Source organism: Pectobacterium parvum (assembly GCF_020971565.1).
GTDB lineage: Bacteria > Pseudomonadota > Gammaproteobacteria > Enterobacterales > Enterobacteriaceae > Pectobacterium > Pectobacterium polare.
In genome coordinates this window covers 4020331-4038911 of record NZ_CP087392.1, presented here as the reverse complement: position 1 = coordinate 4038911, position 18581 = coordinate 4020331, and the positions used below count along the sequence as shown (strand labels likewise).

15 protein-coding genes are annotated in these 18581 nt (G+C 53.0%); 14 read left to right on the top strand and 1 reads right to left on the bottom strand.

Annotation, left to right across the window (positions count from 1 at the left end; genetic code table 11):
* Positions 1 to 366 precede the first annotated feature (366 nt).
* The 4 genes from LOZ86_RS18185 (at position 367) to cra (ending at position 6143) form a co-directional block, all read left to right on the top strand.
* Entirely contained in the window at positions 367 to 2172 is a 1806-nt protein-coding gene (locus tag LOZ86_RS18185) for an AMP-dependent synthetase/ligase (RefSeq protein WP_039483697.1), read from the top strand.
* Positions 2173 to 2658: 486 nt separating this feature from the next.
* Positions 2659 to 4377, top strand: a complete 1719-nt coding sequence (gene ilvI / locus LOZ86_RS18180) for an acetolactate synthase 3 large subunit (RefSeq protein ID WP_039483468.1) — start codon at positions 2659 to 2661, stop codon at positions 4375 to 4377.
* Between the two features lie 2 nt (positions 4378 to 4379).
* Positions 4380 to 4871 (top strand): acetolactate synthase small subunit, encoded by a 492-nt coding sequence (gene ilvN / locus LOZ86_RS18175; RefSeq protein WP_039483471.1) that lies wholly within the window; start codon positions 4380 to 4382, stop codon positions 4869 to 4871.
* 267 nt (positions 4872 to 5138) lie between these two features.
* Positions 5139 to 6143, top strand: a complete 1005-nt coding sequence (gene cra, locus LOZ86_RS18170) for a catabolite repressor/activator (protein ID WP_039483474.1) — start codon at positions 5139 to 5141, stop codon at positions 6141 to 6143.
* Between the two features lie 67 nt (positions 6144 to 6210).
* Here cra and LOZ86_RS18165 read toward each other — a convergent pair whose 3' ends face one another.
* Positions 6211 to 6648, bottom strand: a complete 438-nt coding sequence (locus LOZ86_RS18165; RefSeq protein WP_010681525.1) for an L-alanine exporter AlaE — start codon at positions 6646 to 6648, stop codon at positions 6211 to 6213.
* An 890-nt stretch (positions 6649 to 7538) separates the two neighbouring features.
* Here LOZ86_RS18165 and mraZ point away from each other — a divergent pair.
* From mraZ to murG, 10 genes are read left to right on the top strand one after another with little or no spacing between them, the layout of a single operon-like run.
* Positions 7539 to 7997 carry a division/cell wall cluster transcriptional repressor MraZ gene (mraZ, locus tag LOZ86_RS18160; RefSeq protein ID WP_039483476.1) on the top strand — a complete coding sequence of 153 codons (459 nt, stop codon included), beginning with the start codon at positions 7539 to 7541 and terminating at the stop codon, positions 7995 to 7997.
* A gap of 2 nt (positions 7998 to 7999) precedes the next feature.
* Positions 8000 to 8944: a 16S rRNA (cytosine(1402)-N(4))-methyltransferase RsmH gene (gene rsmH / locus LOZ86_RS18155; protein ID WP_039483478.1), complete on the top strand. Its 945-nt coding sequence runs from the start codon at positions 8000 to 8002 to the stop codon at positions 8942 to 8944.
* Complete coding sequence (ftsL, locus tag LOZ86_RS18150; protein WP_039278301.1) at positions 8941 to 9261, top strand: cell division protein FtsL; 321 nt, start codon at positions 8941 to 8943, stop codon at positions 9259 to 9261. The genes rsmH and ftsL overlap by 4 nt, the downstream gene beginning before the upstream one ends.
* A gap of 23 nt (positions 9262 to 9284) precedes the next feature.
* On the top strand, positions 9285 to 11048 hold the full coding sequence (locus LOZ86_RS18145; protein ID WP_039483483.1) for a peptidoglycan glycosyltransferase FtsI: 1764 nt from the start codon (positions 9285 to 9287) through the stop codon (positions 11046 to 11048).
* Complete coding sequence (gene murE, locus LOZ86_RS18140) at positions 11035 to 12522, top strand: UDP-N-acetylmuramoyl-L-alanyl-D-glutamate--2,6-diaminopimelate ligase (RefSeq protein ID WP_039483487.1); 1488 nt, start codon at positions 11035 to 11037, stop codon at positions 12520 to 12522. The genes LOZ86_RS18145 and murE overlap by 14 nt, the downstream gene beginning before the upstream one ends.
* Positions 12519 to 13880, top strand: a complete 1362-nt coding sequence (gene murF, locus LOZ86_RS18135; protein ID WP_039483490.1) for a UDP-N-acetylmuramoyl-tripeptide--D-alanyl-D-alanine ligase — start codon at positions 12519 to 12521, stop codon at positions 13878 to 13880. The genes murE and murF overlap by 4 nt, the downstream gene beginning before the upstream one ends.
* Positions 13874 to 14956 carry a phospho-N-acetylmuramoyl-pentapeptide-transferase gene (mraY, locus tag LOZ86_RS18130; protein WP_230242565.1) on the top strand — a complete coding sequence of 361 codons (1083 nt, stop codon included), beginning with the start codon at positions 13874 to 13876 and terminating at the stop codon, positions 14954 to 14956. The genes murF and mraY overlap by 7 nt, the downstream gene beginning before the upstream one ends.
* A 3-nt stretch (positions 14957 to 14959) precedes the next feature.
* The gene (gene murD / locus LOZ86_RS18125) at positions 14960 to 16276 is read left to right on the top strand and encodes a UDP-N-acetylmuramoyl-L-alanine--D-glutamate ligase (protein WP_039483493.1); all 1317 of its coding nucleotides are present in this window, start codon (positions 14960 to 14962) and stop codon (positions 16274 to 16276) included.
* On the top strand, positions 16276 to 17478 hold the full coding sequence (ftsW, locus tag LOZ86_RS18120) for a cell division protein FtsW (RefSeq protein ID WP_039483495.1): 1203 nt from the start codon (positions 16276 to 16278) through the stop codon (positions 17476 to 17478). The genes murD and ftsW overlap by 1 nt, the downstream gene beginning before the upstream one ends.
* Positions 17475 to 18566 carry an undecaprenyldiphospho-muramoylpentapeptide beta-N-acetylglucosaminyltransferase gene (gene murG / locus LOZ86_RS18115; protein WP_230242563.1) on the top strand — a complete coding sequence of 364 codons (1092 nt, stop codon included), beginning with the start codon at positions 17475 to 17477 and terminating at the stop codon, positions 18564 to 18566. The genes ftsW and murG overlap by 4 nt, the downstream gene beginning before the upstream one ends.
* Positions 18567 to 18581 lie beyond the last annotated feature (15 nt).

The window sequence follows — 18581 nt, the reverse complement described above, 5'->3', positions numbered from 1 at the left end:
AGTAAAAAAAAACCCGCGCATCAGCGCGGGTTTTTGTATCGTGTGGCGAGAAACTTAGTTCTGAACTCTGCCCACAAACCTACCGCGCAAGAAGGATGCGTTTAGTAGTAGGCCTAGTAGGACAGTAAAGTTGAACATGGTGTCTCGTCATCTAAAATTAGGTGTTCCTTTATTGGTACGCGATTATCAGGGTTATGTCAACTTTTGATTGGTGTGATGTGCGTCAAGTAAACCAGCGATAGCCTGCGCCGAATGAACGAAAGATCGTTGCGGTTTTGAACAATGACGGTAGACTGCACGCCAAATAATGTACAGCTGTACGCTGAAACGCTGTCAAATTCTTCCCCCTTAGAAATTCTTTTACAGATGAATAATCATTTACAGCCATACCATGTGGTGCACCGGGTCCAAGATCGAATCAATCACTGCGCAGGCCGTATTACGTTGCGCGAGTGGACGCCTGCGGGCGAACAGCAGCTCACCTGGACACAGGCTGGGCAGCGCATTCAGCGCATTGCCAGCGCGCTCTTAGCGCTGGGGCTGGATGTTCAGGAACGGGTTGCGATTTTCTCTCATAACTCAATGAACTGGTCGCTGGCCGATCTGGCGCTGCTGCACCTGCGTGCGATCAGCGTGCCAATCTATGCCACGAATACGGCGTCGCAGGCGGCGTTCATCATCAATGATGCCGATATCCGTACGATATTCGTCGGCGGTCAGGATCAGCTGGATGCGCTGCTGGTGCTGCGGGATACGTGCCCGCAGCTGCGAAACATCATCGTGATGGACGAGGGCGTTAACCTACGCGGTAGCGACATCGCGCAATCTCTGCATGAATTTGAAGCGCAGGCCGTAGACGATTTCTGGCGTGATGAATGGCAAACGCGCATCGACAGCCGCGATCTCAACGATCTGTTTACGCTGATTTATACCTCTGGCACTACCGGTGAACCGAAAGGTGTCATGCTGGATTACACCAACATGGCGATGCAGCTTAAGCTGCATGATGATCGTTTAAGCATGTCGGAAAACGACGTATCGCTCTGTTTCTTACCGCTTTCCCACGTATTTGAACGTGCGTGGAGCTTTGTCATCATGCATCGTGGTGCCCAGAACGTGTATCTCAACGACACGAATCTGGTTCGTGATGCGATGCAGGCGGTGAAGCCGACGGTGATGTGCGCCGTACCGCGTTTTTATGAGAAAGTTTATAGCGCGATCCATGAAAAAGTGGCGCAGGCGCCGTGGTATCGCCAGCGGCTATTTAACTGGGCTGTCGCGCAGGGGCAACACGCTTTTCTGGCGAACCAGACCGCGAAGAAGGGCGGTTTCTTCCGCCGCGTTATGCACCACTATGCAGACCGTCTGGTGTTAGGGAAACTACGCCAACTGCTGGGAGGCGAGATTCGCTTTATGCCAGCCGCAGGCGCGCGACTGGATGACAATATCATTCTGTTTTTCCGGTCGATCGGGATTCGCATTATTTATGGTTACGGCCTGACAGAAACCTGTGCGACGGTTTCCTGCTGGGAGGAAGGTCGCTTCCGCCTGGGCTCTATTGGTACGCCGCTGCCGGGCATTGAGGTCCGCATTGGCGAGGAAAAAGAGATTCAGGTACGCGGTGCGACCATCATGCGGGGCTATTTCCACCGTCCGCAGGAAACCGCAGAAACCTTTACCGAAGATGGCTGGCTGAAAACCGGCGATGCGGGGGAACTGGATGCCAATGGTGACCTGTTTATTACCGAACGGTTGAAAGACCTAATGAAAACCTCCGGCGGTAAATATATTGCCCCGCAGCATCTGGAAGGCACGCTGGGACAGGATCGCTTCATCGAACAGGTTGCGATTATTGCGGACACGCGTAAGTACGTGTCTGCGCTGATTGTTCCCTGCTTCGAAGCATTGGAAGAATACGCTCACTCCATCAACCTGAAGTACCACGATCGTCTGGAGCTGCTGCGCCACAGCCATATTATTGAGCTGTTCGAACAGCGCTTGCGGGAGATGCAGAAGGAGCTTTCCCGCGTGGAGCAGGTGAAGAAATTCACGCTGCTGCCAGTGCCGTTTTCGATGGCGGAAGGGGAATTGACGCCAACCCTCAAGCTGCGTAGGAAGATCATCAACCAGCGTTACCAGCTGGAAATTGATGCGATGTACGCAGAGTCTTGATGATGTCGTAGGCCGAGAAGCGCGTTTCCTGAAAAGAAATGTGGTTTTCGGCCTCAATATTTCACTCTGTAATTTGTGGCCTTTATGGACGATCTCTCAGGTCTGAAGGTTCCCAGTTAGTATTTTATCTCAGTTCCTTTTTCCCTCACGTTCGATTTCCCCTAGGCACGATTAAGGGCGGTGGTTTTTTGCCGTTTGTCTGCGTCATAATCTGGCGTTATGTTAATGGGTTATTAGCAATCCCTATAATATTTCGTATTGTTGTCTATCCGTCATACTTCAAGTTGCATGTGCGTTGGCTGCGTTTAGTCACCCGAATCACTTACTTGAGTAAGCTCATCGGGGTGCCTTTCCTTGCCGCCTTCCTGAAACTCGAATTATTTAGGATATACTAAAAGTTAACAGTATTAATACAATGTGAGCGCGGGGATTTCCCCCGGTCAATACAGAGGCGGATTCCGCTTTCTGAACAAAAGAGGCAGACCCATGGAGATGTTGTCAGGCGCCGAAATGGTGGTCCGATCGTTGATCGATCAGGGCGTAAAACATGTGTTCGGTTATCCGGGCGGTGCGGTGTTGGATATTTACGACGCCCTGCATACGGTTGGCGGTATCGAGCATATTTTGGTGCGGCATGAGCAAGGTGCGGTACATATGGCGGATGGCTATACGCGCGCGACGGGTGAGGTCGGCGTGGTGCTGGTCACGTCTGGTCCCGGTGCGACCAATGCCATTACCGGTATCGCTACTGCCTATATGGACTCCATTCCTATGGTGGTGTTGTCCGGTCAGGTTGCGACTTCGTTGATTGGCTACGATTCCTTCCAGGAATGCGACATGGTGGGGATCTCTCGCCCTATCGTGAAGCACAGTTTTCTGGTCAAGAAAGCGGAAGATGTCCCGACGATCCTGAAAAAAGCGTTTTATCTGGCATCAACCGGACGTCCGGGGCCCGTGGTGGTCGATCTGCCGAAAGACGTTATGAATCCGGCGAATAAGCTGCCGTACGTTTATCCCGAAAGCATCAGCATGCGCTCCTATAGCCCGACGGTTCAAGGGCACAAAGGGCAGATTCGTCGTGCGTTGCAAACGCTGCTGGCGGCAGAAAAGCCGATTATCTACAGCGGTGGCGGCGTGATTAACGCAGAGTGCCACGAAGAACTGCTGACGCTGGCCGAAAAACTGAACCTGCCAGTGACAACCTCGCTGATGGGGCTGGGCGGTTTTCCTGGCACGCACCGTCAATGCCTCGGTATGCTGGGGATGCACGGAACGTATGAAGCCAACATGGCTATGCATAACGCCGATGTGATTTTCGCCGTCGGGGTGCGCTTCGACGACCGTACGACGAATAATCTGGCGAAGTACTGTCCGAATGCGACGGTATTGCATATTGATATCGATCCCGCGTCGATTTCCAAAACGGTCAATGCTGATGTTCCCATCGTTGGCGATGCCAAACAGGTATTAAGCCTGATGCTGGAGTTGCTGGCGCAAGATGGCGCACAGCAGCAGTTTGATGCGCTGCGCGACTGGTGGCAGGGGATCGAACAGTGGCGTGGGCGTCACTGTCTTAAATACAGCACCGACAGCGACAAGATTAAACCGCAGGCGGTGATTGAAACGCTGCATCGGCTGACCGAAGGCAAAGCCTATGTGGCATCGGACGTTGGCCAGCACCAGATGTTCGCCGCGCTGTATTATCCTTTCGATTTACCGCGTCGCTGGGTGAACTCCGGTGGACTGGGCACGATGGGCTTTGGCCTGCCTGCAGCACTGGGTATCAAACTTGCGCTGCCGGAAGAAACGGTGATTTGCGTAACGGGCGACGGCAGTATTCAGATGAACATTCAGGAGCTTTCTACGGCGCTGCAATATGATCTGCCGGTGGTGGTCATTAACCTGAACAACCGTTTCCTCGGTATGGTGAAGCAGTGGCAGGATATGATCTACTCTGGCCGCCATTCCAGTTCTTATATGGAATCGCTACCGGATTTCGTCAAGCTGGCTGAAGCGTACGGTCACGTCGGGATTTCTATCGATACGCCGGACGAACTGGAAAGTAAGCTGTTGCAAGCGCTGGCGCAGAAAGATCGCCTGGTGTTTGTTGATATCAACATCGACAGCAGCGAGCATGTTTACCCCATGCAGATTCGCGGCGGGGCGATGGATGAAATGTGGTTGAGCAAAACGGAGAGGACCTGATCATGCGGCGGATTTTATCAGTATTACTTGAGAATGAATCAGGCGCCTTGTCACGTGTCGTCGGCCTGTTTTCCCAGCGCGGCTACAACATCGAAAGTCTGACGGTGGCACCAACCGAAGACCCAACGCTATCTCGTATGACTATCCAGACGGTAGGCGATGAGAAAGTGCTGGAGCAAATCGAAAAGCAGCTGCACAAGCTGGTGGATGTCCTGCGCGTCAGCGAGCTGGGGCAGGGCGCGCACGTTGAGCGTGAGATCATGCTGGTGAAGATACAGGCCACAGGCTATGGTCGTGAAGAAGTGAAACGCTGCGCCGATATTTTCCGCGGCCAGATCGTAGATGTTACCGCTTCGCTTTATACCGTACAGCTTGCTGGTACCAGCGATAAACTGGATGCGTTCCTCAGCGCCGTACGTGAAGTGTCCGAAATTGTTGAAGTGGCGCGTTCTGGTATCGTCGGCGTAGCGCGCGGCGATAAAATCATGCGTTAATCGACTTTTCGCTGCTTTTTCTTTTAAGAGGCCCGATAATCGTATCGGGCCTTTTTATTTCCCTTATCTTATATAGACACAATATATTCAGCTTAAAAGACATCCATTATTGATATGGCAGCTTGAAATATGTGGGTAACGTGATAAAAGCAGTTGCCGTACAAAAGCTTCTGCTGTTAGATCTACGCCATATCCATGATGATTTTATGGTCATCACACTATTTATTGCGCCGGCCTACTTATTTTCCGGCCTACTAAGGGGTTACCGTGAAACTGGATGAAATCGCGCGTCTTGCGGGTGTTTCACGCACGACAGCCAGCTATGTCATTAACGGGAAAGCAAAACAATATCGCGTCAGCGATAAGACCGTTGAGAAAGTCATGGCTGTCGTCAGGGAGCACAATTATCATCCCAACGCCGTCGCGGCTGGATTACGTGCCGGGCGTACGCGTTCAATTGGTTTGGTTATTCCCGATTTGGAAAATACCAGCTATACGCGCATCGCTAATTATCTGGAGCGTCAGGCCAGACAGCGCGGATATCAGCTCTTAATTGCGTGTTCAGAAGATCAGCCGGACAACGAGATGCGGTGTATTGAGCATCTGTTGCAGCGTCAGGTCGACGCGATTATTGTTTCCACCGCATTACCGCCAGAGCACCCGTTTTATCAACGTTGGATAAACGGCAGTCTGCCGATTATTGCGTTAGACAGGGCGTTAGATCGTGAGCACTTCACCAGCGTGGTGGGAGCCGATCTTGAAGATGCTGAAATGCTGGCGCAAGAATTAAGGAAAATGCCTGCGAAATCGGTACTTTATCTTGGTGCCTTGCCTGAGCTTTCCGTCAGTTTCTTGCGTGAGCAAGGGTTCCGTCAGGCGTGGGCGGGCGATCCGCGCGAAGTGAATTACCTTTATTCCAATAGCTATGAACGTGTGGCTTCCGCTGCTGCGTTTATGGATTATTTGAAAGATAATCCTATGCCCGAAGCGTTATTCACCACCTCATTCCCGTTATTGCAGGGGGTGATGGATGTTAACCTGAGGATTAACGGGCGTTTGCCGAATAATCTGGCTATCGCGACCTTTGGGGACAATGAGCTGTTGGATTATCTGGAGTGCCCGGTATTGTCTGTCGCTCAGCGCCATCGTGAAGTCGCGGAACGCGTACTGGAGTTGGTGTTGGCCAGTCTGGATGAGCCGAAAAGACCGAAGCCAGGTTTGAATCGTATCCGACGTAATCTGTACCGCCGTGGCTCACTGAGTCGCGTGTAATCTCTACCTGCTTTTTTGCGCCATAGATTGCTATGGCGCTTCTTCCTTACCCAGCCTCAATTCACTTTTACGGCAAGGCGACTCGGAATAGCCGACGGCAATATTCCAGAAAGTAGCCATATATCACGCCCGTCACCATCGACACCACCAGATTACTGGTCACTGCGGTCAGGATTTGCGCGGGGTTTGCCCCGATAGACCAGAGAATGATGGCGTAAACCGGCGATTGGAAACTGACATAGGCAAACAGATCGGCAACGCTGCGCACCAGGAAATGTTCACCACCGTGACGTCTGGCCATATTCAACACGCGATCGCGATAAAGCCCGTACGGCCAGGCAATGGCAATATTGACGGGGATAGATAACAAGCGTGAAGACAGCGATTGTTCGAAGCTCATACCGGAAAGCATGATTTCTATCGCCATGCCGGTGATGAAACAATAGACAACGAGCGCAAAGGTATCTGCGGTGGCACTTCGCAATCGTGACGTCGGGGAAAACATTCCTGGTTGCTCCATTCTTAGGGCGGATAAACTGGTGTAATGGTTTGGCATGGTTTTTTGTCATGCCTTATTTTGTTTGTGTAGTTTACATCACTGCATGATTGGCTTTGTACTAGGTAAAAATATTTATTTGTGAGTGTTTTTTATACTTTCCCGCTACTTTATGTCTGTCCGGTAACTTTCCCGTTTTTTTATCGCGATGAGGGATTTAAAATTATTAAAAAACAATTGGTTATGTTTTTTTAGTGAAAGGCCTTTCTGCGTGAGAGGGAATTGCGTTAAAGCATTAAAGGAAGTGAGTAGATGACCGATAAAACAGGGTTGCTTGTGGTGCCTCATTTTTGATGTGTCTTTGAGGATGGGGGGCGCTCAATTTATTCGGCACGTTTCCTGAATCTGCTTTTATTTTCAGGAAACCGCATTCGTCAGTAGGGGCATCAATTAACGTAAATCGGCTGATTAATGAAGAATCGGCGATGTTGATGTTAAAAATGTGACATTGAGCAGATGTTAACAGCTACGGTATGATGCTGCGGACTTGTGTAGGCCTTGGTATTCAAGGTGTTTGGCTTGGTAAGACTATTCTGAAAACCGCTGTCTTTGGTATCAGCTTGTGACAATAAAAATAACCGATATACCGGAGTTGGTGGCTATATGTTTGCAATGTTCTCGTTCCGCCATGAATTTATCTCAAATTATCATGATGTTAATCTTTGTTAATTCTGACTCTTTATTCCTTTTACCTCTATGAAGGCCCCCAATTCATTCAGGAATAATCCCAAAGCGCGCCAGCTCTGGCTTGACAAGGTTTTCATACCCTCCGTACACTCTTAACGGTGGGGTTTTGTGGGGTAAAGTGGTGAAAAAGGTTATGGAGGGGTAATTCAGGTATGTTTCGTGGAGCTACGCTGGTTAACCTCGACAGTAAAGGGCGCCTTGCTGTGCCTACCCGATATCGGGAAATTCTGAACGGGGAATCGCAAGGTCAAATGGTTTGCACCATTGACCTGCATCAGCCATGCCTGCTGCTTTATCCCCTACCTGAATGGGAAATTATTGAACAAAAATTGTCACGCTTGTCGAGCATGAACCCTGCTGAACGTCGTGTTCAGCGTTTGTTATTGGGGCATGCCAGCGAGTGCCAAATGGATAGTGCAGGGCGTTTGTTGATTGCGAATACGTTAAGGCAGCATGCGGACCTCAAAAAAGAAGTGATGCTAGTCGGGCAGTTCAACAAGTTTGAACTGTGGGATGAACAGACTTGGTATCAACAGGTCAGGGATGATATTGACGCTGAACAATCGACTCAGGAACCTTTGTCTGAGCGGTTGCAGGACCTATCGCTATAGTCATGCTGGAAAATTATAAACATACCACCGTCCTGTTGGATGAGGCAGTAAATGGCCTGAACATTCGCAGCGGCGGCATATACATCGACGGTACATTCGGTCGTGGTGGCCATTCTCGTCTGATTCTTTCCCAACTGGGGCCGGAAGGGCGTCTGTTAGCTATCGATCGCGATCCTCAGGCAATTGAAGCTGCCAAGGCGATTGACGATCCTCGTTTCTCTATTATTCACGGGCCGTTTTCCGCCATGGCGGAGTATGTTGCGGAACTCGGACTGACCGGAAAGATCGATGGTGTTCTACTCGATCTTGGCGTTTCTTCTCCTCAGCTTGATGACCCTAAACGCGGGTTCTCATTTATGCGCGATGGCCCGCTGGATATGCGTATGGATCCGACACGTGGCTTGTCCGCTGCTGAATGGCTGATGAAAGCGGAAGCTGACGATATTGTCTGGGTTTTGAAAACGTTCGGCGAAGAGCGTTTTGCCAAGCGTATTGCCCGCGCCATTGTGGAACGTAATCGTCTCGATCCGATGACGCGGACGAAAGAACTCGCCGAATTGATCGCTGCCGCTAGCCCGTTTCGGGAAAAACATAAACATCCGGCAACGCGCAGTTTTCAGGCGATCCGCATTTATATCAATAGCGAACTGGAAGAGATCGAACGTGCACTAGAAGGTGCATTGAGCGTACTGGCTCCGCAGGGGCGTCTGTCGGTGATCAGCTTCCACTCGTTAGAAGATCGGATTGTGAAACGGTTTATTCGCCATCAGAGCCGTGGGCCACAGGTGCCAGCTGGCCTACCGTTAACGGAAGAACAGTTGCGCAGCCAGGGCGGGCAGACGTTAAAAGCTGTCGGCAAGAAATTGATGCCTTCGGAAGCAGAAGTTGCGGAAAACCCACGCGCGCGCAGTTCTGTTCTGCGCTTCGCTGAGAGACTGCCAGCGTGATCGGTAACGAGCGGCATACTCTGGTTGGCGTCATTGGTGAAGATTTGCTGCGTCATGCAAAGCTCCCGGTGTTGCTGATGGTTGCCGTACTGGTTTCTGCGGTATTTGTGGTTACAACGGCGCATAAGACACGCCTGCTGACAGCAGAACGCGAGCAGCTTCTGCTGGAGCGTGATGCGTTGGATATCGAATGGAGAAACCTGATCCTGGAGGAAAACTCACTAGGGGATCATAGCCGCGTGGAGCGGATCGCGACGGAAAAACTGCAAATGGGGCACGTTGATCCGTCACAGGAAAACATTGTGGTTAAGCAATGAACTAAATAGGCAACCAGCTAAGCATGAAAGCAGCCCGTACAGGAAAGTTAAAGCGCCAGGAAGATCAAGCCAGCTTTGTTAGCTGGCGTTTTGCGTTGCTTTGCGGCTGTATCCTGCTTGCGATGGTTGGCTTGATGGCGCGTGCGGCTTATCTTCAGGTCATCAACCCAGACAAACTGGTGCGTGAAGGGGATATGCGTTCTCTGCGCGTACAGGAAGTGCCAACGGCACGCGGCATGATAAGCGATCGTGCTGGCCGTCCTTTGGCCGTCAGCGTGCCGGTGAATGCCGTCTGGGCCGATCCGAAAGAAGTGAACGATCGTGGCGGGATTACGTTAGATACGCGCTGGAAAGCACTGTCTGATGCGCTCGATATCCCATTGGATCAGTTGGCAACCAAGATTAACGCTAACCCTAAAGGTCGCTTCGTTTATCTGGCACGTCAGGTGAACCCAGCTATTGGTGAATATATCCATAAGCTGAAGCTGCCGGGCATTAATCTGCGGCAGGAATCTCGCCGGTATTATCCTTCTGGACAAGTTACTTCTCACCTCATTGGCTTCACCAATATCGATGGACAGGGTATTGAAGGCGTTGAGAAAAGTTTTGACCGCTGGCTGACTGGGCAACCCGGTGAGCGAACTGTGCGTAAAGACCGGTTTGGCCGCGTGATTGAAGATATCTCCTCCGTTGACAGCCAGGCTGCACACAATCTGGCGCTCAGTATTGATGAGCGTTTGCAGGCGCTGGTTTACCGTGAACTCAATAACGCAGTTGCCTTTAACAAAGCTGAGTCAGGCACGGCCGTACTGGTCGATGTGAATACGGGCGAAGTGCTGGCAATGGCGAATAGCCCGTCTTATAACCCGAACAATTTGGCGGGTACGCCGCAAGACATTATGCGTAACCGCGCGATTACCGACATTTTCGAACCCGGCTCTACCGTTAAACCGATGGTGGTAATGACGGCGCTACAGCGCGGGGTCGTGAAAGAAAACAGTGTACTCAGCACCCTGCCGTATTACGTCAATGGTCACGAGATCAAAGACGTGGCGCGTTATAGCGAATTGACGCTGACGGGTGTGCTTCAGAAGTCGAGTAACGTTGGCGTGTCCAAGCTGGCGTTAGCGATGCCTTCCTCTGCGCTAGTAGATACTTACGCGCGCTTTGGATTAGGAAAAGCGACCAATTTGGGGTTGGTCGGAGAAAGCGGTGGCTTATACCCTCAAAAACAACGGTGGTCTGACATAGAGAGGGCCACCTTCTCTTTCGGCTACGGGCTAATGGTAACACCGTTACAGTTAGCGCGAGTCTACGCCACGATCGGCAGTTTTGGCATTTATCGTCCACTGTCGATTACCCGAGTTGATCCACCCGTTCCAGGTGAACGTGTTTTTCCTGAGGCGCTGGTGCGTTCCGTGGTGCACATGATGGAAAGCGTGGCGCTGCCCGGCGGCGGCGGTACCAAGGCGGCCATCAAAGGTTACCGCATTGCGATTAAAACCGGTACGGCTAAGAAAGTTGGCCCAGATGGCAAATACATCAACAAATATATTGCCTACACGGCGGGTGTGGCACCAGCCAGTAACCCACGCTTTGCTCTGGTTGTTGTGATTAACGATCCGCAGGCAGGGAAGTACTACGGCGGCGCGGTTTCTGCGCCGATCTTTGGCGCCATCATGGGCGGCGTTTTGCGGACGATGAATATCGAACCGGATGCCTTGCCGACGGGCGACAAAAACGATTTTGTAATTAATAGAGAAGAGGGATCAGGTGGCAGATCGTAATTTGCGCGATTTACTTGCGCCGTGGGTGCAAGACACTCCGGCGTGCGCGCTGCGGGAAATGACATTAGACAGCCGCGTTGCGGCTGCCGGGGATCTGTTTGTCGCGATTGTCGGGCACAAAGCAGATGGACGGCGCTATATTCCGCAGGCAATTGCGCAAGGCGTAGCAGCGATTGTTGCCGAAGCAGAAGGTGAGGCCGCTGATGGCGCCGTTCGCGAAATGCACGGTGTGCCAGTGGTGTATCTCAGCAATCTGAACCAGCGACTGTCCGTGCTGGCAGGCCGTTTTTATCAGCAGCCTGCGGAAAAGTTACAGCTGATTGGCGTAACGGGAACCAACGGAAAAACGACGACGACTCAGCTTCTGGCCCAGTGGAGTCAGGCATTAGGCGAAACGAGTGCCGTGATGGGCACGGTAGGCAATGGCCTATTGGGTCGGGCGATTCCGACAGAGAATACGACAGGATCTGCTGTCGATGTTCAGCAGGTACTGAGCCAGCTGGTAGAGCAAGGCGCGACGTTCGCCGCAATGGAAGTGTCCTCGCACGGTCTGGTGCAGCATCGTGTGGCTGCGTTGCCGTTCGCGGTGGCGGTGTTCACTAACCTGAGCCGCGATCATCTTGACTATCATGGCGATATGGAAAGCTACGAAGCGGCTAAATGGGCGCTGTTCGCCGAGCATAGCGTCGGGCAGATGATTATCAACGCTGATGATGAGGTTGGGCTGCGCTGGTTGGCGAAGCTGCCGGATGCGGTTGCTGTCACTATGGAGAACAATCTGGTCCCCGGCTGCCGTGGGCGCTGGCTGAAAGCGACACAGATTGATTATCACGACAATGGTGCCACGATCGCGTTTGATTCAAGCTGGGGGCATGGCGAAATTGAAAGCCGTCTGATGGGCGCGTTTAACGTCAGTAATATGCTGCTGGCGCTGGCAACGCTGCTGTCTCTGGGCTATCCGCTTGATAAATTGGTCATCGCGGGTTCTCATCTGCAACCCGTATGTGGCCGCATGGAGGTTTTCCATGCTGAAGCAAAACCAACGGTCGTTGTGGATTACGCTCACACGCCAGACGCGCTGGAAAAAGCGCTTGAAGCGGCGCGCTTGCACTGTCAGGGGAAACTCTGGTGTGTGTTTGGCTGTGGTGGCGATCGTGATAAAGGTAAGCGCCCACTTATGGGCGGTATCGCAGAACAACTGGCTGACCGCGTTGTGGTTACCGATGATAACCCGCGTAGCGAAGAGCCTCAGGCGATCGTGGCAGATATTCTCTCCGGATTGCTGGATGCTGGGCGCGTTCAGGTCATTCACGGACGTGCTGAAGCGGTTACCAGCGCGATCATGCAGGCGCAGGAAAATGACGTGGTGCTGGTTGCGGGTAAAGGGCACGAAGATTACCAACTGGTTGGCAATCAGCGTCTCGATTATTCCGATCGTATCACCGTTGCCCGCCTGTTGGGGGTGATTGCATGATTCGCGTCTCCTTGCAGCAGCTTGCCACGGTGCTGAATGCGCAGCTGATTGGCAAAGATATTGAAATTGAAGATGTTTCAACCGATACGCGTAAGTTGACGTCCGGCGGTTTGTTTGTTGCGCTGAAAGGCGAGAAATTCGACGCGCATGATTACGCTGCTGATGCAGTGAAAGGCGGCGCGGCGGCTCTTTTAGTCAGTAAGCACTTACATATCGATGTGCCGCAGCTGCTGGTGAGCGATACGCGTCTGGCACTGGGTCAATTAGGTGCCTGGATTCGTCAGCAGTCAACGGCGCGTGTTGTCGCCCTGACAGGCTCTTCCGGCAAAACCTCGGTTAAAGAGATGACGGCGGCGATTCTGCGCCAGTGTGGCTCCGTGTTGTATACCGCTGGTAACTTCAACAACGATATCGGTGTGCCGCTAACGCTGTTGCGTCTGACGGCGGAACACCAGTTCGCAGTGATTGAGCTGGGGGCGAATCACATTGGTGAGATTGCCTATACCACCGATCTGGTGCGGCCGGAAAGCGCGTTGGTCAACAACTTAGCTGCCGCGCATCTGGAAGGTTTTGGTTCACTGGCTGGCGTGGCGCAGGCGAAAGGTGAGATTTTTTCTGGTTTGCCAGTAGATGGCGTAGCGATCGTGAATGCGGACAGCAACGATTTCCCGCACTGGCAGGTCATGCTGAATCATAAAACCGTCTGGCGTTTCTCACCGCAGGCTGCTTGCGATATCGATTTTTTTGCCAGCGACGTAGATGTTTTGGCGCAAGGCACGCGTTTCACTCTGCATACACCGTTTGGTGAAACGCAGGTTCTGCTGCCTTTACCGGGTAGACATAACATCTCGAACGCACTGGCGGCGGCTTCGCTGGCGATGTCCGTCGGAGCGACGCTGGAAGCCGTTAAAGCTGGGTTATCTCAGCTTCAGGCGGTGCCGGGGCGGTTGTTTCCGGTTGCGTTGTCTGAAGGCAAACTGCTGCTGGATGACAGCTACAACGCCAATGTCGGTTCAATGACGGCGGCGGCACAGGTGCTGGCGGAGATGCCGGGCTACCGCGTGATGGTCGTTGGTGATATGGGCGAACTGGGTGATGAAGCCCCTGAGTGGCATCGTCAAGTGGGCGAAGCGGCGCGTGTTGCAGGCATTGATCGCGTATTAAGTGTGGGAACATTGAGTGAATTGATCGGCACTGCCAGTGGCAATGGTGAGCATTTTCAGGATAAAGCCGCGCTGGTTTCACGTTTGAAGGTGCTGATGTCAGAACATAACGTCATCAGCGTATTGGTCAAAGGCTCACGCAGTGCTGCGATGGAGCAGGTTGTACATGCATTACAGGAGAATGCGCAATGTTAGTATGGCTGGCCGAACATTTGGCCAAACTTTATACCGGTTTTAACGTCTTTTCTTATTTGACGTTCCGCGCCATTGTCAGCCTGCTGACCGCATTGGTTATTTCCCTATGGATGGGACCGCATATGATCGCTTGGCTGCAGCGTTTGCAGATTGGGCAGGTTGTGCGTAACGAAGGGCCAGAATCACATTTCAGTAAGCGCGGACCCCCGACGATGGGCGGCGTGATGATCCTGGTGGCGATTATCGTTTCCGTTTTGATGTGGGCAAATCTGTCTAACCCGTATGTCTGGTGCGTACTGCTAGTGTTAGCAGGCTATGGCGCGGTCGGTTTTGTTGATGACTACCGCAAAGTGGTCCGTAAGGATACCAAGGGGTTGATTGCCCGCTGGAAATATTTCTGGCAGTCGGTGATTGCGCTCGTGGTGGCTTTCACCATGTATTCCATCGGAAAAGATACGCCAGCCACGCAGCTGGTTGTGCCGTTCTTCAAAGACGTAATGCCGCAATTGGGCCTGCTCTATGTTGCGCTGGCCTACTTTGTGATTGTCGGCACCAGTAATGCGGTAAACCTGACCGATGGTCTGGATGGCTTGGCAATCATGCCGACCGTGTTTGTTGCGGCGGGCTTTGCGCTGGTGGCATGGGCAACGGGGAACATGAATTTTGCTGGTTACCTGCACATTCCGTATATCCGTCATGCCAGTGAACTGGTGATCGTCTGTACCGCGATTGTGGGCGCTGGGCTTGGGTTCCTGTGGTTTAACACCTATCCGGCGCAGGTCTTTATGGGTGACGTAGGGTCGCTGGCGCTGGGCGGCGCGTTGGGGACTATCGCGGTCCTGCTGCGTCAGGAATTTTTGTTAGTGATTATGGGCGGTGTCTTCGTAGTCGAAACGCTGTCGGTGATTTTGCAAGTCGGGTCCTTTAAGTTGCGCGGGCAGCGGATTTTCCGCATGGCGCCGATTCATCATCATTATGAACTTAAGGGCTGGCCGGAACCGCGCGTGATTGTGCGCTTCTGGATTATTTCGTTGATGCTGGTGCTGATTGGCCTAGCAACGCTGAAGGTACGGTAAGACATGGTGGACTATCAGGGTAAAAAAGTCGTCATTATCGGGTTGGGTCTGACCGGGCTCTCTTGTGTTGATTTCTTTCTCGCATGCGATGTCGTACCGCGCGTGGTGGATACCCGCATCAGTCCGCCAGGTCTGGATAAGCTGCCGGAGCAGGTAGAACGACACCTCGGTAGCTTGAATGAAGACTGGCTGATGAGCGCGGATTTGATCGTCGCCAGTCCTGGTGTTGCGTTGGCAACGCCGATTCTGTGTGACGCTGCCGACGCTGGCATTGAGATCGTTGGCGATATCGAACTGTTCTGTCGTGAAGCGCAAGCCCCGATTGTGGCAATTACCGGTTCTAACGGTAAAAGCACGGTGACGACGCTAGTCGGTGAAATGGCGCGTGCCGCAGGCTGGCAGGTGGGTGTGGGTGGCAACATCGGCCTACCTGCACTGCAACTGCTTGAACAGCCTGCTCAGCTTTATGTGCTGGAGCTGTCGAGTTTTCAATTGGAAACGACGAGTAGCCTGCACGCCGCTGCGGCAACCATTCTGAACGTGACGGAAGATCACACCAACCGTTATCCGTTTGGTCTACAGCAGTATCGCGCGGCGAAATTGCGTATTTATGAACACGCAGATTTGTGTGTTGTGAATGCTGACGATGCGCTGACCATGCCGGTTCGCGGTGCGGATGCGCGCTGTCGCAGTTTTGGCGTCGATGTTGGTGATTACCATCTTAACCGCCAGCAGGGAGAAACCTGGCTGCGGGTGGACGGCGAACGTGTGCTCAATACCCGTGAAATCAAGCTGGTCGGGCAGCACAACTATACGAACGCATTGGCAGCGCTGGCGCTGGCTGATGCAGTGAAGATTCCACGTGCGTCTGCGCTGACGGCGTTGACGTCATTTACCGGGCTGCCTCATCGCTTTCAAATGGCTTTTGAGCGCAAGGGCGTACGGTGGGTCAATGATTCTAAAGCCACCAATGTGGGCAGCACCGAGGCTGCATTGAGCGGTTTGGCGGTAGAAGGCACGCTGCACCTGCTGTTAGGCGGTGACGGTAAATCTGCCGATTTCTCGCCGCTGGTACCGTATTTGCAGGGCGACCACATTCATGTGTACTGCTTCGGTCAGGATGGGCAACAGCTGGCTGCATTGCGTCCAGACATTGCCGAGCAGACAGAAACGATGGAGCAGGCGATGCGTATCATCGCCGAACGCGTAAAGCCGGGCGATATGGTGTTGCTGTCACCAGCCTGCGCAAGCCTGGATCAGTTCCGCAGTTTTGAACAGCGAGGCGATGAATTCGCTCGTCTGGCGGAGGAGTTAGGCTGATGCGGTTCTTCGGGCTGGCGTTTATCGAGCGCATCAAGAGCTGGGTGATGGGAACGCGCGAAAGCGATACGCTCAGCATTGTTCTGTACGACAGAACATTGGTGTGGTTGACGCTTGGGCTGGCCGTGATTGGTTTTGTGATGGTGACGTCGGCTTCCATGCCTGTTGGGCAGCGTCTTGCTAGCGATCCGTTCTTGTTCGCGAAGCGTGATGCGATTTATCTGGGGTTAGCATTTGGCTTGTCGTTAATCACGCTGCGTGTCCCGATGGAGATATGGCAACGTTACAGCCCTGTGCTGCTACTGCTCTCCATGGTCATGCTGCTGGTGGTGCTCGCAGTCGGAAGCTCGGTCAACGGTGCATCACGCTGGATTTCGCTGGGGCCATTGCGTATTCAGCCTGCGGAATTATCCAAGCTGGCGCTGTTTTGCTACCTGTCCAGCTACATGGTGCGCAAAGTTGAAGAAGTGCGGAATAACTTCTGGGGCTTTTGCAAACCAATGGGCGTGATGGTGGTGTTGGCGGTGCTGCTGCTGGCACAGCCTGACCTCGGTACCGTGGTTGTACTGTTTATTACGACGCTGGCGATGTTGTTTCTGGCTGGCGCCAAGATGTGGCAGTTTCTGGCGATCATCGGCTGTGGCGTGTTTGCCGTTGGCCTGCTGATTGTCGCTGAGCCTTACCGTATGCGCCGTGTGACGTCTTTTTGGAATCCATGGGACGATCCGTTTGGCAGCGGCTACCAGTTAACGCAGTCCTTGATGGCATTTGGACGCGGTGAATTCTGGGGGCAAGGGCTGGGGAATTCAGTACAGAAACTGGAATATTTGCCGGAAGCACATACCGATTTCATTTTCTCTATTTTAGGTGAAGAACTCGGCTATATCGGTGTGGTTTTAGCGTTGTTAATGATATTCTTCGTCGCTTTTCGTGCGATGTCTATCGGGAAGCGAGCGTTGGAGATCGATCAGCGTTTTTCGGGCTTTCTGGCGTGTTCTATCGGTGTCTGGTTCAGCTTTCAGACGCTGGTGAATGTAGGCGCGGCGGCGGGGATGCTACCGACGAAAGGGCTGACGTTGCCGCTGATCAGTTACGGCGGTTCCAGTTTGATCATTATGTCGACGGCAATTGTTTTGCTGTTACGCATTGATTTTGAAACGCGTCTGACGAAAGCGCAGGCGTTTACGAGAGGTGCCCGATGAGTGGCGAAGGCAAGCGTTTGATGGTGATGGCTGGCGGTACGGGCGGGCATGTCTTCCCAGGGCTGGCGGTTGCGCACCACCTGATGGCGCAGGGCTGGCAGGTTCGCTGGTTAGGTACAGCGGATCGTATGGAAGCCGATTTGGTGCCTAAGCATGGTATCGAAATTGATTTTATCCGCATCTCTGGCTTGCGTGGTAAAGGCATTTGGGCGCAGTTAAGCGCGCCGATTCGTATTTTTCAGGCCGTGCGTCAGGCCCGCGCGATTATGCGTCGCTACCAGCCTGATGTGGTGTTGGGTCTGGGCGGTTATGTTTCCGGCCCTGGTGGCTTGGCTGCCTGGCTGTGTGGCATTCCGGTCGTACTGCATGAGCAAAATGGCATTGCAGGGCTGACCAACCGCTGGTTATCCCATATCGCCAAAAAGGTATTGCAGGCATTTCCGGGCGCATTTCCTAAAGCAGATGTTGTGGGGAACCCGGTCAGAACCGATGTGTTGGCATTGCCTGCGCCGGAAACACGATTAGCCGATCGCTCAGGCCCTGTGAGGGTGCTGGTTGTTGGTGGTAGTCAAGGTGCAAGAGTGCTGAACCAAACGCTGCCCGGCGTGGCGGCACAGTTGGGCGATCGCGTGACGATTTGGCATCAGGTCGGTAAAGGCGCGTTATCAACCGTTCAACAGGCCTATCAGGATGTTGGGCAGACGCAGCACAAGATTACCGAATTTATTGATGACATGGCGGCAGCTTACGCTTGGGCGGATGTTGTGGTGTGCCGTTCCGGCGCATTGACCGTGAGTGAAATTGCGGCGGCTGGGTTACCGGCGCTGTTTGTCCCGTTCCAACATAAAGATCGGCAGCAATACTGGAATGCGCTGCCGTTGGAAAAGGCAGGCGCGGCAAAAATTATTGAGCAGCCACAGTTCAGCGTGGCGGCTGTTAGCGAGGTGCTGTCCAGTTGGGATCGCGCAACCTTGCTGACAATGGCGCAAAAAGCCCGCGCAGTGGCCATTCCAGATGCAACCGAGCGGGTTGCGGCGGAAGTCAGTGCAGCGGCAGGCAGTCGGGCCACACATGTGGCTCATGGTTAATTAATACAACGTTGT